The sequence below is a fragment of the Aeromonas sp. QDB17 genome, assembly GCF_027705305.1.
In the GTDB taxonomy this organism is placed as follows: Bacteria; Pseudomonadota; Gammaproteobacteria; order Enterobacterales; family Aeromonadaceae; genus Aeromonas; species Aeromonas caviae.
Map to the genome: position 1 here is coordinate 65,817 of NZ_JAPDBP010000003.1, position 14,211 is coordinate 80,027.

A 14,211-nucleotide genomic window follows, 5' to 3' on the forward strand; every position below is an offset into this window, starting at 1 on the left:
TAAAGCCAAAATCCATCTCAGCCCCGGTGCGCCCGTGATATAAAAATGGCCTTGCCGAGCCCCCTGTCCCGGTGATCTCTCATGCCCCAAGGAGCAACCATGTCCCGTCTCTATCATGTCAACGCCTTCAGCCATCACCCCTTCGGAGGCAACCCCGCCGTGGTGGTGCTGGGGGAAGCGCGGCCCGACGCCGAGCTGCAGGCCATGGCAGCGGAGTTCAACCTCTCTGAGAGCGCCTTTCTGACCCAACTGGGAGAGGGGCATTACGGATTGCGCTGGTTCACCCCGCAAGTGGAGGTGGACTTGTGCGGCCATGGCACCCTGGCGGCGGCCCATGTGCTGTGGCAGACGGGGGAGGTGGCCGAAGCTCAGCCCATCCGCTTCGCGACCCGCAGCGGCGAGTTGGTTGCCCGGCGGGAAGGGGAGTGGATCTGGCTCGATTTTCCGCGCATTGCCCTGGCGCCGCTCATTCTGGATCCGGCCTATGGGGCTGCGGTCGGTTGCCGGCCGCTGCAAACCCTGGCGGCCGGGGCCAAGTTCCTGCTTGAGCTCGCCAGCGAGGAAGAGGTCCGCGCGCTCACCCCCGATTTTCACGCCCTGCGGGCGCTGCCGGGCCGGGGGATCATGGTGACGGCGCCATCGAGCCGGAAGGAGGACGACTTCGTCTCCCGCTACTTCGCCCCCTGGGTAGGAGTGGACGAGGATCCGGTGACCGGCTCCAACCACTGCGCCCTGGTGCCCTTCTGGGCCGAGCGGCTCGGCAAACGGCAATTGCGGGCCCGCCAGGTCTCGGCCCGAGGCGGGGATCTCAGGCTGGAATTGCAGGAGGAGCGGGTGCTGATGGCGGGCCGGGCACTGACCCTGTGGCAGGGGGAGTGGCTGCTGCCACCGGCCTGATAAGCGGCAAGTTGGTGGCGTATGGTGGCGTATTGAAGGTTCGCACCGGTTGTGTCCGTCATAAAAAAACGCCCCGCAATTGCGGGGCGTTTTGATTGCCATGGACGGCAGCGTTTTGCTGCGGCCCTGTTTCTGCGGCGCTTACTTTTGTGGACGCAAGGCCGGGAACAGGATGACGTCGCGGATGGTGTGGCTGTTGGTGAACAGCATCACCAGACGGTCGATACCGATACCTTGGCCGGCGGTCGGCGGCAGACCGTGTTCCAGCGCGGTGACGAAGTCGGCGTCGTAGAACATGGCTTCGTCGTCCCCTGCGGCTTTCTGGTCAACCTGGGCCTGGAAGCGCTCGGCCTGATCTTCCGCATCGTTCAGCTCGGAGAAGCCGTTGGCCAGCTCGCGGCCGCCGATGAAGAACTCGAAGCGGTCGGTGACGTCCGGGTTCTGGTCGTTGCGACGGGCCAGCGGGGAGACGGCGGCCGGGTACTCGGTGATGAAGGTCGGTTGCAGCAGCATGTGTTCCACGGTCTCTTCGAAGATCGCGGTGATCACGTGGCCCAGCTCCCAGCTCTTCATCAGCTCGATCTTCAGACCCTTGGCGACGGCGGTGGCCTTCTCCAGGGTGGCCAGATCGTCACGGGTCACACCCGGGTTGTACTTCAGGATAGAGTCGACCATGGAGAGGCGCTGGAACGGCTGACCGAAATCGATGGTCAGGCCCTCTTCGCCCTCTTTGGCGTAACGGATCTTGGTGTCGCCCAGGATGTCCTGTGCCAGGGTGCGCAGCATCTCTTCGGTGAGATCCATCAGATCGATGTAATCGGCGTAGGCCATATAGAACTCGAGCATGGTGAACTCGGGGTTATGGCGAACGGAGATACCTTCGTTGCGGAAGTTGCGGTTGATCTCGTAGACACGCTCGAAACCACCGACCACCAGACGCTTCAGATAGAGTTCCGGAGCGATACGCAGGTACATGTCGATGTCCAGCGCATTGTGGTGGGTGATGAAGGGACGTGCGGAGGCGCCACCCGGGATGACTTGCATCATGGGGGTTTCCACTTCCATGAAGCGCTTGTCATTCAGGAACTTGCGAATGCCGGCCACCACCTTGGTGCGGGTCACGAAGGTCTTGCGGGACTCTTCGTTGGCGATCAGGTCCAGGTAACGCTGGCGGCAGCGGGCTTCCTGGTCGGTCAGACCCTTGTGCTTCTCGGGCAGCGGGCGCAGGGCCTTGGTCAGCAGGCGGATGGTGGAGACGTGTACGGAGAGCTCACCGGCGTTGGTGCGGAACAGGGTGCCCTCGACACCGACGATGTCACCCAGATCCCACTTCTTGAACTGCTCGTTGTAGAAGCCTTCCGGCAGGTCGTCACGGGTCACGTAGATCTGGATCTTGCCAGCCATGTCCTGCAGGGTCGCGAAAGACGCCTTGCCCATGATCCGGCGGGTCATGATGCGACCGGCAATCTTCACCTGTTTACCCAGGGCGACCAGCTCGTCATTGCTCTTGTCGCCGAATTCGGCGTGCAGATCGCCGGAGAGGCTGTCACGACGGAAATCGTTTGGGAAGGGGTTGCCCTGGGCGCGCAAGGCGGCCAGCTTGGAGCGACGCTCAAGCATCTCGTTGTTCAGTTCGAGAGTCTGGTCGACTTCCGGGGTGGTGGTTTGTTCAGACATGGTGATTCCTGCTGCTCTGTTTACAGGCCTGATTTCAGGCTGGCTTCGATAAACTTGTCCAAGTCGCCGTCGAGTACCGATTGGGTATTGCGGGTTTCGACGCCGGTGCGCAGATCCTTGATACGGGAATCATCCAGTACGTAGGAGCGGATCTGGCTGCCCCAGCCGATGTCGGACTTGGTCTCTTCGAGGGCTTGCTTCTCAGCGTTCTGCTTTTGAATTTCCAGCTCGTAGAGCTTGGCCTTCAACTGCTTCATACACTGATCTTTGTTCTTGTGCTGGGAACGGTCGTTCTGGCACTGCACCACCACGCCGGTCGGCACGTGGGTGATACGCACCGCGGACTCGGTCCGGTTGACGTGCTGACCACCGGCACCGGAGGCGCGGTAGACGTCGATGCGAAGATCAGCCGGGTTGATCTCGATCTCGATGTCATCATCGATCTCGGGGTAGACGAACACGGAGCAGAACGAGGTGTGGCGACGGCCACCGGAATCGAACGGCGACTTGCGTACCAGGCGGTGCACGCCGGTCTCGGTGCGCAGCCAGCCGAAGGCATACTCGCCGGTGAACTTGATGGTGGCGGACTTGATGCCGGCCACGTCGCCCTCGGAGCATTCGATGAGCTCGGGCTTGTAGCCGTGGGCATCACCCCAGCGCAGGTACATGCGCAGCACCATGTTGGCCCAGTCCTGGGCCTCGGTGCCGCCGGAACCGGACTGGATGTCGATGTAGCAGTCGGAACCGTCGTGCTGACCGGAGAACATGCGACGGAACTCGAGATCCACCAGCTTGGCCTCCAGCTCGTCCGCTTCGACCACGGCTTCGTTGAAGGTCTCTTCGTCTTCGCCTTCGACGGCCAGGCTGACCAGCATCTCGACGTCATCGACGCCCTGGGTCAGGGTATCGATGGTGCTGACGACGTTCTCCAGGGAGACGCGCTCCTTGCCCAGCGCCTGTGCGCGCTCGGGTTCGTTCCAGACATCCGGCTGTTCCAGCTCGGCATTGACCTCTTCTAGACGCTCTTTCTTGGCGTCATAGTCAAAGGTACCCCCTAAGCAGCTCGGTCCTCTCAGACAGCTCCTTAAGCTTGTTTAATACAGGATTGACTTCAAACATCGTGAAAACTCTCGGGGTCGATGTGATTTAAAAACGGGATATTCTAGCCAATTGCAGAAGGAATAAACAGGGTTGGCTGGCCCCGCTCTTTTTCCTGCTCCAATTTTCCGCAGCATTTTTAAAATTTCCGCGTAAAATATCGTCACTCACGCCATTCTCCGCTTCAGTTTTGCGCAGATTGGCCGCTAACAACACACAGTGCCACGCACTCCCGATTGATCCTGTTCCCGACCCCCACAAGAAGAAAACACGATGAAAAACCTATCACTCAAGCAGAAGATACTGTTGTCTGTGGTCATCGCCTTGTCACTGGTGATCCTGCTGCTCTCCTGGCAGAGCTACACCAGCCAGAAGTCCATGCTGCTGCAAGGCAGTCAGGAACAGGTGCAGCGCCTTGGCAGCCAGCAGGCCGCCAGCGTCAGCGACTGGCTTGCCGCCCGTCGTGACGTCATCCAGGCCCTTGGCAACAAGGCCGGTGCCGAGCCCCTCAACGCCCTGCAACAGGCCCAGGTGTCCGGCCGTTTCCAGCTCACCTATTTCGGTGAGGGCAGCGGCAAGATGAACGACTCCGACCCCTCCATCAACCGCGACGGTTACGATCCCCGCTCCCGTGGCTGGTATCAGGAAGCCATGGCCAAGGGCGGTATGATCGTCACCAAACCCTACCTCGACGTGGCCTACAACATCCTGGTGGTGACCCTGGCCCAGCCTGCCCAGGGCGGCGTGGTGGGGGGGGATCTCTCCATCGCCTCTCTGGTGGATGACATCACCAAGATGAAGCTGCCAGCGGACGGCTTCGCCATCCTGATGCACAAGGATGGCACCGTCATCGCCTACAAGGATGCGGCCAAGGCGATGAAGCCAGCCAGCGAGATCGACAACGATCTGACCAATGCCCTGATCGAGCAGAGCAAGGTGAGCAACAGCCTGGTGCCTGCTTTCTTCGACAACGAGGGGCGTGACAAGCTGCTGTGGGCGACGGACATTCCGGACACCGACTGGGAGCTGGTGCTGGTACTGGACAAGAGCACCCTGGAGGCGCCGCTCTCCTCCCTGCTGATGACCCAGCTCGGCCTGGCCCTGCTGGTGCTGGTGGGCAGCATTCTCGCCATCTCCTGGCTGGTCAGCCTGCTGCTCGGTCCCCTCACCAAGGTGTCCCAGGCCCTGGCCCGCATCGCCGACGGTAACGGCGATCTGACCCAGCGCATCAAGATCGACGCCAATGACGAAGTGGGCCAGCTCGCCGGCAGCTTCAACCGCTTCGTGGGCAGCCAGCATCAGCTCATCGCCAACATCCGTCAGCTTGCCAACGAGCTGAACGCCGATGCAGAACGCAGTCTGGTGACCAACCAGGCCGCGGTGGAAGAGCTGCAACGCCAGCAACAGGAGGTGACCATGGTCGCCACCGCCGTTACCGAGATGGCGAGTGCCACCATGGAGATCGCGGGCAACGCCGAGAACACCGCTGCCGCCGCCCAGCAATCCGCCCAGAGCAGTGAACAGGGCAAGATCCTGGTAAACCAGACTCGCCAATCCATCAACAACCTGGCCGAGGAAGTGGGGCAGGCGACCGGCGTCATCGGCGAGCTGAGCCGTCACGCTCAGGCCATCTCCGGCATCCTCTCCACCATCCAGGGCATCGCCGAGCAGACCAACCTGCTGGCGCTGAACGCGGCCATCGAAGCGGCCCGTGCCGGCGAACAGGGTCGCGGTTTCGCCGTGGTGGCGGACGAGGTGCGGGTGTTGTCGCGCCGTACCCAGGATTCCACTCAGGAGATCCAGTCCACCATCGAAACCCTGCAACAGACCACGGCCCGCGCGGTGAGCCTGATGCAGACCAGCCAGGGGCTGGCGGACAACAGCGTGAAGGATGCCGACGCTGCCGCTGCGGCCCTGGAGGAGATCACCCAGGCCGTCAGCCTCATCTCCGACATGGCGGGCCAGATCGCCACCGCCGCCGAGGAGCAGACCCAGGTGACCGGTGAAATCACCCAGAACACCACCGCCATCAAGGATGTGAGCGACGAGATCACCGCTTCCGCCATGCGCGACCTGGATCAGGCGCACAACCTCAAGGGGCGTGCCACCAACCTGAACCAGCAGGTGTCGACCTTTATTTTGTAAGGAAGGTCAGGCCGCAGTCCTACCTACCGTGGCGTCAGTAAAAAGCCCCGCACCTTGGTGCGGGGCTTTTTGTTGCCTGTCGTCGGCCCGTTGGTGGGGGTCGGGGCAGCGTCCAGGGACCAGCAAGCAAAGAGCCCACCGCAAGGTGGGCTCTGTCATACGGGGCCTGCGTCCGGGATCACAGGAAGGGCAGGGCCAGGAACAGCTTGATCACCACGGCGTTGATGATGTCGATGAAGAAGGCTCCGACCATGGGCACCACCAGGAAAGCCAGGTGGGAGGGGCCGAAGCGCTGGGTAATGGCCTGCATGTTGGCAATGGCCGTGGGGGTGGCGCCGAGGCCGAAGCCGCAGTGGCCCGCCGCCAGCACGGCTGCATCATAGTTGCGCCCCATGACCCGGAAGGTGACGAAGATGGCGTAGAGCGCCATGGCCACCGTCTGCACGGCCAGCAGGATGAAGATGGGCAGGGCCAGGCTTGCTAGCTCCCACAACCTGAGGCTCATCAGCGCCATGGCGAGGAAGAGCGACAGACTGACGTTGCCGAGCAGGGAGACCTCGCGGTCGCTTACTTCGTGCCAGTTGAGCAGGGTGAGCAGGTTGCGCAGCAGCACGCCGACGAACAGCACGCAGACGAAGATCGGCAACTCGAAGACGCCGCCCTTGAGGTAGAGGGCCAGCATTTCGCCCCCTTTCAGGCTGATGGCGATGAGTGCCAGGGTCTCGATCAGGCTGAAGGTGGTGAGCGGGCGCTCCATGTCCGGCATCTCGAAGCCCTGGGGGGCGCCGTCACGGTTGTGCTCCTCACCGGGCACCTGCACCTTCTTCACCAGATAACGGGCCACCGGGCCGCCGATGAGGCCCCCCAGCACCAGGCCGAAGGTGGCACAGGCAATCGCCAGCTCGGCGGCGGATTGCACGCCGTATTTCTCGGTGAAGATGGAGCCCCAGGCCGCCCCGGTGCCGTGGCCGCCGGAGAGGGTGATGGAGCCGGCCAGCAGCCCCATGTGGGGATCCAGCCCCAGCAGGGTGGCCAGACCCACCCCCAGGGTGTTCTGCACCAGCAGCAGGCCGGTGACCACCAGCAGGAAGGTGGCCACCGCCTTGCCGCCGCGCTTGAGGCTGCCCAGATCGGCGGAGAGGCCGATGGAGGCGAAGAAGGTCAGCATCAGGGCCGTCTGCAGGCTGGTATCAAATTGCAGTTCGATCTGCAGGGTGGAACGCAGCACCAGCAGCACCAGGGCAACCACCAGGCCACCGGCCACGGGTTTGGGGATGTTGAAAGTGCGCAGGGGTCCTATCTTGTTGACCAGCAGGCGGCCAAGCAGCAGCACCAGGGTCGCGGCGACCAGGGTGGCGTAGGCATCAAGTTGTAGCATTCAGTGCTCCCATGTTGATCGGCTGTGTCTTTGGCGAGAAAGACTCACGGATCCAGCCGGGATGAAACAGAGTGGCGAACGCGCCAGTGACAGAGGGGCCGCAGCCCCGTCCCTCTGCATAAGAGGGGGTCGACACGAGCCCGTGTTCGTCGGGCGTCCAGATGAGATTTGTGAAAAATCCGCCGGATACTAGCAAAAAACACCAAGTACATCCACATGTGTCACATTAATGATTAAAACATGGTGTTAACATGGCATTTAAAACTGCCTCGCCGAGTGCGCTCCGGATCGCAACAATGCTGCTGCGGCTGTCATTTGCAGCGGCACTCTTTATAATTCGCCCGGTTCCGCCCCCACGGGAGGACACAGACCCTCAAGAGGTCTGCTGATGACCGATATTGAGCCCGCCCGCACCATCTGAAGGACGGGGGGCTGTATCGGTTGAGCCCTGTTTGATTTGCCGGTTTCCAGTCCAGAGAGAGGAGAGGGTGTGAAGAAGTCCATCTACATTGCCTACACAGGCGGCACCATAGGGATGCAGCGTTCCGACCACGGTTATGTACCGATGGCGGGCTTCATGGAGGACTGTCTGGCACGGATGCCCGAGTTCCATCGACCGGAAATGCCCGATTACCATATTCACGAATATGCCCCCCTCATCGACTCTTCCGACATGACGCCAGCAGACTGGCAGCGCATCGCCGAGGATATCAAGGGCAACTACGACAAGTACGACGGTTTCGTCATTCTGCACGGCACCGACACCATGTCGTTCACCGCGTCTGCGCTCTCCTTCATGCTCGAAGATCTGCACAAGCCGGTCATCATCACCGGCTCCCAGATCCCCCTGGCCGAGCTGCGCTCGGACGGTCAGCAGAACCTGCTCAACGCCCTCTATATCGCGGCCAACTACCCGATCCACGAGGTGACGCTCTTCTTCAACAACCAGCTCTATCGCGGCAACCGCAGCAAGAAGGTGCATGCCGACGGCTTCCACGCCTTCGACTCGCCCAACTACCCGCCCCTGCTCAATGCCGGTATCGCCATCTCCCTGGAGGCAGGTGAGCTGGGCGTGCCGTGCGATCGCCCCCTGGTGCTGCACGACATCACCCCCCAGCCCATCGGGGTGGTGACCCTCTACCCGGGGATCTCGGCTGAGGTGATAGCGAACATCCTGCAACAGCCGGTGCGTGCGCTGATCCTGCTCTCCTTCGGGGTGGGCAATGCGCCCCAGAACCCGGCCATGCTGGCGCTGCTCTCCGAGGCATCTGCCCGGGGCGTCATCATCGTCAACCTGAGCCAGTGCCTGCACGGCAAGGTCAACATGGGGGGCTATGCCACCGGCAACGCCCTCTCCCGTGCGGGAGTCATCTCGGGCTTTGACATGACCGCCGAGGCGGCGCTCACCAAGCTGCACTTCCTGCTGAGCCAGGATCTGCCGGCGCCCCGCATCCGCGAGCTGATGCAGCAGTCCCTGCGGGGTGAACTGACCCCCTGACTTTCCCTCCCACCCTAACCCTCTCCCAGCGGGAGAGGGGATAGATCGAGGTGGCGAGGTTTGCCATGAAGATCGCCGGCAGGTGGCCCGCTGACTGCTCGCAGGTGCGTGCCAGCTCCCTTCTCCCCTGGTGGGAGAAGGGCCGGGGATGAGGGGGATATGTCAGGAAAAAGAGAGGGGAGCCATATTGGCTCCCCTCTTTCGTTGTGGCGGGTGGCTCAGACTCAGTGGTTGAGATCGACCCGCACTATCTCTTCCTCGTCGCGATACTGACGCTTGAGCTCGCTCTTGCTCTTCATCACGATTTCGCCGTCACGGCCGATGTTCATGTGCTCGGGGTTCTCAAGGTGCATCGCTTGCCAGGCCATCACGGCCTGCAGGGAAGTGGCCTTCTGCTCCTCGGTCAGGGGCTTGCCATCCGGCCATTTGCCGAGCTCGACCGCAGTCTTGAGCCGCTCGTACACCTCTGCGGGCATCTGCCTGATCGCTTGTAGAAACTCACCTTGTTGAAACGACATCCGGCCTCTCCTTGAAAATTGAGCCATGAACACGGGTTCAGGCGGGCAGATCCTGTCGGACTATACCGGTAGATCCTGGCGGACTATACCGGTAGATCCTGGCGAACTACGCCAGCCATCTGCTCCATCACCCGGACTACCTGACAACTGTACCCGAACTCGTTGTCATACCACACGTAGAGCACGCAGTGATCCCCCTCGGCGATGGTGGCCTGGGAGTCGACGATGCCCGCAAAACGGGAGCCCACCATGTCGGAGGAGACCAGCTCGGTGCTGGCACTGAAGTCGATCTGGCGATGCAGGGCCGAGCTCAGTGCCATCTGCTGCAGATAGGCGTTGAGGCTCTCCCGATCGGTGGTCTGTTCCAGCGACAGGTTGATGATGGCCAGGGACACGTTGGGTGTGGGCACCCGGATGGCGTTGCCGGTCAACTTGCCCTTTAGCTCCGGCAGCGCCTTGGCCACCGCCTTGGCGGCGCCGGTGCTGGTCATCACCATGTTGAGGGCTGCGCTGCGACCGCGGCGCTCGCCCTTGTGATAGTTGTCGATGAGGTTCTGATCGTTGGTGTAGGAGTGGACCGTCTCCACGTGGCCGTGGCGGATGCCGTACTTGTCCTGCATCACCTTGAGCACCGGGGTGATGGCGTTGGTGGTGCAAGAGGCGGCGGAGACTATCTTGTCATCCGGGCCTATCACCTCGTGGTTGACCCCGAACACCACGTTCTTCATCTCCCCCTTGCCGGGGGCGGTCAGCAGTACCCGGGCGGCGCCGCGGGCCTTGAGGTGCTCGGACAGGCCCGCCTCGTCACGCCAGACGCCGGTGTTGTCAACGATCAGCGCATTGTCGATGCCGTAGGCGGTGTAGTCGATGTCGGCCGGGCTGTTGGCGTAGATCACCTGGATGAAGGTGCCATTGGCGATGATGGCGCTGCGTTCCACATCCACCTCGATGGAGCCGTTGAAGGGGCCGTGCACCGAATCGCGGCGCAGCAGGCTGGCACGCTTCTCCAGATCCCCGTCGCGACCGCCGCGCACCACGATGGCGCGCAGGCGCAGGGAGTTGGCGGCGCCGGTGCGCTCGATGAGCAGACGGGCCAGCAGGCGGCCGATGCGGCCGAAGCCGTAGAGCACCACGTCGGTCGGGGCGGGCACAGCACTGCGGTTCAGGGCCGGTGCCAGCTTGGCGCGCAGATAGTCCTCGATGCCGGCTTCATCCTGGTGATCCTGCCAGTAGCCCACGGCCAGTTTGCCGAGATCGACTTCGGCGGCGGTCGGGTTCAGGGCCAGGATGGCTTGCAGCAGGGGAAAGCTCTGTTGGATAGGGAGGGGGGCTCCCTGGTGGCGGCGAACGACCCGGTGGGCCTTGAGGATATCGATGGTGGAGGCGTTTTGCAGCGGGCGTCCGTAGAGGGTGATCTCTATCCCTTGCTGTCGGTAGAGGCGACCTATCAAGGGTTGCATGGCTTCGGCGAGCTCCTGGCTCTCCTGCCACGCCTGCAAGTAGTGCTCGTGGGTCATTAACCAGATCCTTTTATTTCACGTTGTTGAAGCAAGTTGCCTGGGCAAATTGAAATTCGTCGAAGGCAGATCAGTGTAGGGCTGATGGTTTCGTTATATTATTCTGCAATCGCGGCCTTATACGGCGCGCGCATTGTAATGGATATGTAGCCTGTTTGCTAGTTGGCGGTGGCCGGTGCGGGTTGCGATTGTTATCAACCAGATGTGAACCATGACCCTATTCTCACAGCGTCCGTTACTGCTTTCCCTCGCTTGTTGCCTGACGTTGACGGCCTGCGACGACGACAGGATCCACAACATCTGCTCCCAATATCCCGCCCTGTGCGCGGACCTGGTGGACGACGGCTGGTGTCGCTATGAGCGCAGCGACGTCATTCGCGGTCGTTACTATCTCCAGGAAGAGGGGACGGACAGGCGCAAGTACGATCTGATGCGCGGCCTGGAGCGTTATCTGCAGTGCGCCGAGCACTCCACCAACATCGAGTACAAGCGGGCCAGGGAGCAGAAGAGCCCCAGAGTGGAAGGGATGCTGGCCGCCAGCCGTCAACTGGAACAGCTGGATGGGCAAACCCGGAACTCCCGGGATCCCTACCTGCTGCTCTGGCACTGGACCAACAACACCAGTCCCGAGGCCCGCGCCAGCTTCCTCGCGCAGGAGGGGACGCCGAGCCTCGAGGAGCCCGAGCTGCAACTGGCGCTCGGCGGCATTTATGCCAAGAGCGAGCCCGAGAAGGCCATCAGGCTGATGCACCATGCGCTCTCCCTCTATCGGGAGGGGGACAAGGTCAACAGCCGGATCCTCACCGCCCTCAGCACCCTCTACATGGGGCAGAAGCGATTTGATCAGGCCTATCTGTGGGGCAAGGTGAGCGAGTCATTCCAGGAGAGCCCCGAGGTCTCCGCCACCCGGCTCGGCATTTACCATGCCATCGGCAAGGAGGAGCAGGAGACGCTGGACGACCAGGCGGCCACCATCGTCGATGCACTCAGGCAGGGGAGCTACCGCACACCATGAATCCGACCCTGTCAGAAGCCCGGGAGTGGGCCCATCCCTTCGATATCCGTCTCGTGCACGGCCAGATCCGCGGCGAGGACAGGGTGCTTGAACGGGCCACGGTGAGGGCCGTGGTGATGCGTGGTGATCGACTGCTGCTGGTGCACTCCAGCGTCAACGGGGATCTCATGTTCCCCGGTGGCGGCATCGAGCACGGGGAGGCGCACGATGCGGCCCTGGCCCGGGAGCTGCGGGAAGAGTGTGGCGCCGAGCTGGTGGCCGTGGGTCCCCTGCTGGGAGAGACCCGGGAGTATCGTGCCGCGCGCGAGCCGGATTACGATGCCTACTGCATCCGATCGTCCTATTACCTCTGCCGGGTCGGGGAGGACTGGAGTGCGCCGCGCCCCCAGCCCTACGAGATCCGCCTCGGCTTCACGCCGGGCTGGTTCCCCCTGGCCGAGGCACTGCAGACCAACAAGACCCAGCTGGCGGGTCCCTGTCCCCAGTGGACGGCGCGAGAGACCCGGGTGCTGGCAGAGTTGCACCGCTGGCAAGCGTCCGGCTTGCTGACCTGACAAGGCCGCTTGCCCCATAAAAAAACCGCCTGTCGGCGGTTTTTTTATGGCTGTCCCCGGCGTCAGGGGAGACAGACCGGGCAGAAGGCGTAGGTGCCCTGGGGATCGTTGAAGCGGGTCAGCGGGTCCAGAGTGCGGTTCATCTCCAGCAGCGCCTTGCCAAGCCCGGCGGGCAGCCAGCTTTGCAGGTGCGGGGCCAGCGCCTGGGCGCTGCGGTCAAACAGCTCGCGCAGGAACTTGTCCCTGGCAGACTCTTCCGGTGCGATGGGGGTGACCTGCCAGCTCTTGAGGTTGGCGAGATCGGCGGCCGCCTTGAGGGCGTCATCCAGATTGCCAAACTCGTCCACCAGCCCCAGTGCCTTGGCATCCTGCCCGGTCCAGACCCGGCCTTCGGCGGCTTTTTCCGCCTCTTCTGGGCTAAGGCCCCGGCCCTTGCCCACCAGGCCGACAAAGCGCTGATAGGTGTCTTCCACGCTCAGTTGAATGGCTTCACCCACGTGATCCGGCAGGGCACGGGTCAGCCCGACCCCCACGAAGTCGGTGGTGCCGACGCCGTCGGTGTGTACTCCGTACTGGGAGAGCGCCTTGTCGATGGTGGCGAACATGCCGAACACCCCGATGGAGCCGGTGAGGGTGGTGGGGGAGGCGAAGATCTTGTCCGCATCGGCGGAGATCCAGTAGCCACCGGAGGCGGCGTAGCTGCCCATGGAGATGACCACCGGCTTGCCCGCCTGTTTCAGGGCCAGCAATTCGGCGCGGATCTGCTCGGCGGCAAAGGCGCTGCCGCCGGGGCTGTCCACTCGCAGTACCACGGCTTTCACCTGATCGTCACGGCGGGCCTCGGCCAGCAGATCGGCAAGGCTGTCGCCGCCGATGGTGCCGGCAGGCTGGACGCCATCCATGATGGCGCCGCTGGCAGTGATGAGGCCTACCTCATCCTTGCCGCTCTGGGGGTACTGTTCCGGGATGGCGGCCAGATACTCTTTCAGGCCCACGCCCTTCCAGCCGTGGTCATCGGCCTCGCCCACTTCCTTGATCACCGCCTGGGTCATTTCGTCGCGGGTGGCGAGTTGATCCACCAGACCGTTGTCGAGGGCGTAGCTGGCCGCATTGCCACCGGCCTTGCGCAGCAGTTCGAGGAAGTGATCCTTGTTCGGTGCCACGGCATCCGGTTCGATCTCCCGCTGCTCCGCCACGTCGGCCACATAGGATTGCCACAGCTGATCCAGCCAGCGCTGGTTCGCCTCCTTGCTCTCGGGGGACATCTCGTCCCGGGTGTAGGGCTCGACGAAGGACTTGTAGGTGCCGACCTTGAAGACGTGCGGGGTGATATTGAGCTTCTCCAGTGCCGACTTGAAGTAGGTCTGGTAGACACCCAGCCCCTCGATCAGCACGGCACCACTCTGGTTGAGCAGCACGTGGTCGGCGTGGGCGGCGAGCAGATAGGCCCCCTGGCTGTAGTAGTCCGCCATGGCGATGACCGGCTTGCCGCTCTCCTTGAAGGCGTCGATGGCGGCCGTCACTTCCTGCAGTTTGGAGAGGCTGGCCCCTTGCAGACCCTGGGGCTTGATCACCAGCGCCTTGATGCGATCGTCATTCCCCGCACTCTTGATGGCCCACAGCAGATCGGAGAGGACGATTTCGCTTGGCTGCTCGTCCCCCTTGTCCATCTGCCTGAGCAGTTGCACCGTGGGATCGGTCTGGGTGCGCTGTTCTACCAGCACACCGGAGAGATTGAGGGTGAGCGCCCCCTCGATGGGGGTGCTTGGGGTCTCGCTCTGGCTGACGCTGAAGACAATGACCAGCACGACGAGAAGAAACAGCAGGTTGACCAGCATCAAGCGGGTAAAGTTGAGCAGGCGCCAGAGGCTGCGAAAGAGCCATCCCAGACCTTTGAAAATAGACATAGCTGCG

General features: G+C 62.6%; 11 protein-coding genes. 5 read left to right on the top strand and 6 right to left on the bottom strand.

Features of this window, described 5'->3' with window-relative positions; all coding sequences use genetic code 11:
• Positions 1 to 99 precede the first annotated feature (99 nt).
• Positions 100 to 897 carry a PhzF family phenazine biosynthesis protein gene (locus OKC41_RS03710; RefSeq protein ID WP_201894381.1) on the top strand — a complete coding sequence of 266 codons (798 nt, stop codon included), beginning with the start codon at positions 100 to 102 and terminating at the stop codon, positions 895 to 897.
• 141 nt (positions 898 to 1,038) lie between these two features.
• Here the strand turns inward: OKC41_RS03710 and lysS are convergent, their stop codons facing one another.
• On the bottom strand, positions 1,039 to 2,517 hold the full coding sequence (gene lysS, locus OKC41_RS03715; protein WP_223937765.1) for a lysine--tRNA ligase: 1,479 nt from the start codon (positions 2,515 to 2,517) through the stop codon (positions 1,039 to 1,041).
• Between the two features lie 77 nt (positions 2,518 to 2,594).
• Positions 2,595 to 3,693 (bottom strand): peptide chain release factor 2 gene (prfB, locus tag OKC41_RS03720; RefSeq protein WP_102948437.1). Its coding sequence is split into 2 segments (ribosomal slippage): positions 2,595 to 3,617 and positions 3,619 to 3,693, totalling 1,098 coding nucleotides; the frame shifts between segments, so codons are not numbered across the junction.
• A gap of 252 nt (positions 3,694 to 3,945) precedes the next feature.
• Here prfB and OKC41_RS03725 point away from each other — a divergent pair.
• Positions 3,946 to 5,817 carry a methyl-accepting chemotaxis protein gene (locus OKC41_RS03725; RefSeq protein ID WP_257707381.1) on the top strand — a complete coding sequence of 624 codons (1,872 nt, stop codon included), beginning with the start codon at positions 3,946 to 3,948 and terminating at the stop codon, positions 5,815 to 5,817.
• A 178-nt stretch (positions 5,818 to 5,995) separates the two neighbouring features.
• Here the strand turns inward: OKC41_RS03725 and gltS are convergent, their stop codons facing one another.
• Entirely contained in the window at positions 5,996 to 7,195 is a 1,200-nt protein-coding gene (gltS, locus tag OKC41_RS03730) for a sodium/glutamate symporter (RefSeq protein WP_042881169.1), read from the bottom strand.
• Between the two features lie 490 nt (positions 7,196 to 7,685).
• Between gltS and ansA the strand changes: the two genes are divergently transcribed.
• On the top strand, positions 7,686 to 8,693 hold the full coding sequence (ansA, locus tag OKC41_RS03735; RefSeq protein WP_010675424.1) for an asparaginase: 1,008 nt from the start codon (positions 7,686 to 7,688) through the stop codon (positions 8,691 to 8,693).
• A 224-nt stretch (positions 8,694 to 8,917) separates the two neighbouring features.
• Here ansA and OKC41_RS03740 read toward each other — a convergent pair whose 3' ends face one another.
• Together OKC41_RS03740 and OKC41_RS03745 are read right to left on the bottom strand one after the other, a co-directional pair.
• Positions 8,918 to 9,211: a YeaC family protein gene (locus OKC41_RS03740; RefSeq protein ID WP_201894379.1), complete on the bottom strand. Its 294-nt coding sequence runs from the start codon at positions 9,209 to 9,211 to the stop codon at positions 8,918 to 8,920.
• 83 nt (positions 9,212 to 9,294) lie between these two features.
• Complete coding sequence (locus OKC41_RS03745) at positions 9,295 to 10,728, bottom strand: glyceraldehyde-3-phosphate dehydrogenase (protein ID WP_104452419.1); 1,434 nt, start codon at positions 10,726 to 10,728, stop codon at positions 9,295 to 9,297.
• 211 nt (positions 10,729 to 10,939) lie between these two features.
• Here OKC41_RS03745 and OKC41_RS03750 point away from each other — a divergent pair, with 211 nt between their 5' ends.
• Positions 10,940 to 11,743, top strand: a complete 804-nt coding sequence (locus OKC41_RS03750; protein WP_201894378.1) for a DUF2989 domain-containing protein — start codon at positions 10,940 to 10,942, stop codon at positions 11,741 to 11,743.
• On the top strand, positions 11,740 to 12,297 hold the full coding sequence (locus tag OKC41_RS03755; protein ID WP_045525756.1) for an NUDIX domain-containing protein: 558 nt from the start codon (positions 11,740 to 11,742) through the stop codon (positions 12,295 to 12,297). Before OKC41_RS03750 ends, OKC41_RS03755 begins: the two co-directional genes overlap by 4 nt.
• Before the next feature lie 62 nt (positions 12,298 to 12,359).
• Here the strand turns inward: OKC41_RS03755 and sppA are convergent, their stop codons facing one another.
• A complete protein-coding gene (gene sppA / locus OKC41_RS03760) occupies positions 12,360 to 14,204 on the bottom strand; it encodes a signal peptide peptidase SppA (protein ID WP_201894376.1) in 1,845 nt (614 codons plus the stop codon).
• Between the last annotated feature and the right edge of the window lie 7 nt (positions 14,205 to 14,211).

What these genes read in the sequence shown, in the direction of transcription:
- OKC41_RS03710 (WP_201894381.1), top strand. Translation starts at nt 100, where the DNA reads ATGTCCCGTCTCTATCATGTCAACGCCTTCAGCCATCACCCCTTCGGA.
- lysS (WP_223937765.1), bottom strand. Translation starts at nt 2,517, where the DNA reads ATGCTTGAGCGTCGCTCCAAGCTGGCCGCCTTGCGCGCCCAGGGCAAC.
- OKC41_RS03725 (WP_257707381.1), top strand. Translation starts at nt 3,946, where the DNA reads ATGAAAAACCTATCACTCAAGCAGAAGATACTGTTGTCTGTGGTCATC.
- gltS (WP_042881169.1), bottom strand. Translation starts at nt 7,195, where the DNA reads ATGCTACAACTTGATGCCTACGCCACCCTGGTCGCCGCGACCCTGGTG.
- OKC41_RS03740 (WP_201894379.1), bottom strand. Translation starts at nt 9,211, where the DNA reads ATGTCGTTTCAACAAGGTGAGTTTCTACAAGCGATCAGGCAGATGCCC.
- OKC41_RS03745 (WP_104452419.1), bottom strand. Translation starts at nt 10,728, where the DNA reads ATGACCCACGAGCACTACTTGCAGGCGTGGCAGGAGAGCCAGGAGCTC.
- OKC41_RS03750 (WP_201894378.1), top strand. Translation starts at nt 10,940, where the DNA reads ATGACCCTATTCTCACAGCGTCCGTTACTGCTTTCCCTCGCTTGTTGC.
- OKC41_RS03755 (WP_045525756.1), top strand. Translation starts at nt 11,740, where the DNA reads ATGAATCCGACCCTGTCAGAAGCCCGGGAGTGGGCCCATCCCTTCGAT.
- sppA (WP_201894376.1), bottom strand. Translation starts at nt 14,204, where the DNA reads ATGTCTATTTTCAAAGGTCTGGGATGGCTCTTTCGCAGCCTCTGGCGC.